Origin of the sequence: Acinetobacter sp. Swhac1, assembly GCF_013390985.1 — a bacterium.
Taxonomy (GTDB): domain Bacteria; phylum Pseudomonadota; class Gammaproteobacteria; order Pseudomonadales; family Moraxellaceae; genus Acinetobacter; species Acinetobacter towneri.
Window position 1 is genome coordinate 1 of record NZ_JACASN010000084.1, and the last position, 1,975, is coordinate 1,975.

General features: G+C 52.1%; 1 protein-coding gene. It reads right to left on the reverse strand.

What is annotated here, in order from left to right; translation table 11 throughout:
• On the reverse strand, positions 1-1,940 hold a 1,940-nt coding region (locus HX743_RS15900; protein WP_372238857.1), incomplete at its 3' end, for a DUF5801 repeats-in-toxin domain-containing protein.
• Positions 1,941-1,975: the final 35 nt, after the last annotated feature.

Genomic DNA, 1,975 nt, shown 5'->3' on the forward strand with positions numbered 1-1,975 from the left:
GTCAATGTCACTGCATTCGTCGTTAAGTTAATGAGTTCATTCGGTGAGCCAGTACCGCCTGTTGGGTGGGTTAACGCAAGGACTTGATCTAGTGTCACTTCTCCTGTGCCTGCATTTACGCTGATACGGAATGCTTCCGCACCACCTGCGTCTGCCACACCACCACTACCAACACGTCCTACGACACTGCCTGATTCCAGGAACAGATAGACACCTTGACCAGTGGCAACATCAACTACACCACTCGGTACACCAGCACCTGATATGCCCAAGCTATAAACAGTAGTTCCCGCACCATCTGCACCATAATTGATATTAAATGCAGTGGAGAAGTTTTGGGTGTGGTCAGTTGCCAAGGTTGTTTCATCAACCTCCACATTAATGACAGCACCTGTGGTCACAATCGTTGGCGCATCATCTCGGAAACCCACTTTATCACCCAAGCTAATACTTGCAGAAGCAGTATCACCATCTCTGTCGGTCACAGTAGCCGTCAATGTCACTGCATTCGTCGTTAAGTTAATGAGTTCATTCGGTGAGCCAGTACCGCCTGTTGGGTGGGTTAACGCAAGGACTTGATCTAGTGTCACTTCTCCTGTGCCTGCATTTACGCTGATACGGAATGCTTCCGCACCCAATGGATCCGCAAAGCCTCCTGCGCCCACTAAGCCGACCACTTCACCTGTTACCAAGGCGTACAGATAAACTGCCTGACCTGTAGCAACGTCAATCACACCACTCACTGCACCAACACTTGATATGCCGAGGCTATAAACTAGCGCGTTGCTTAATGCTTGTCCATCTGCACCGTAGGTGTTGACGGTGAAGGCACTAGCAAAGTTTTCGCTGTCATTCGTGGTCAACACTGTTTCGTCAACTTCTAATACTGTGAGTACCGCGTTGGTGGTGACGCTTGGGCCGTCATCCAAGAAGCTTAAGGTGCCTTCAATATCAAGATCCGCACTGGCCGTGTCGCCATCTTTATCCGTCGCAGTCGCTGTCAACGTGATCGCGCTGCTGATCAATGCCGAGGCATCGTTGTGATCCGCAGTGTCCGCATGCACGATGGCGCGGCTTTGGTTCAAGGTCACGTCGGCATTGGTCGCATCCACACTAACGCGGAACGCTTCTGCACCCGCTGGGTCAGCAACACCTGCTGCGCCAACCAGTCCAATGATGTCGCCATTCACGTCTTGGAACAGGTAGATGTTTTCACCAGTTACGGTGTCAACCAGACCACTGTCGCTGCCGACGGTGGTGCTTAAGCTGTAGACCAAGCTATTGGTCACTGCGGCAGTGTCTGCACCAAACGCATGCGTGAACGCATCGCTGTAACTGGCTGTCGCATCAACGCCGTAAGCGGTTTCATCCACGGTCAATGTCGCAGCGGTGCTGCCAACGCTGACGCTTGGGCCGTCATCTTCAACAATAACATTCAGCGTCGACGCTGCTGTCGCACCATGGTTGTCGGTAACGCTGGTCGGAATGGTGAAGTCAAGGATGTCTTCTACGCTGTTATCCGCATGATCCACCGCACTATCTAAGGTGACGGTGTAGTCGCCTGTTGCGCTGTCTAAGACCACCGTGATGATGGTGAGTGCACCTGCTGTACCGGTGACAGTGTTGGTCGCGGTGTCCAATGTCCACACCACGGCTACGCCATTGGAGGTCAATACGTCGCTTGGAACACCTGTAAACGCATAGGTTAACACCGCGTCGCTGTCCACATCCGCACCAACTAGACTGCCATTAAAGGTTCGACTGTTGGTGAGGTCATCACCATTGCTATCGGCAAGTCCGCCGACTAAGCCTTCTTCAGAGACCCGCGCACTACCTGAGGTCAGCTCTGGTGCAGTATTTGTTATCGTAATGGTTTCAATTGCTTGACTAGTACCGCCATGACCATCGCTGATGGTGTATGGGAAGCTAACTTGACCCACAAATCCTGTATTTGGAGTAAAGGTGATGGTGCCAT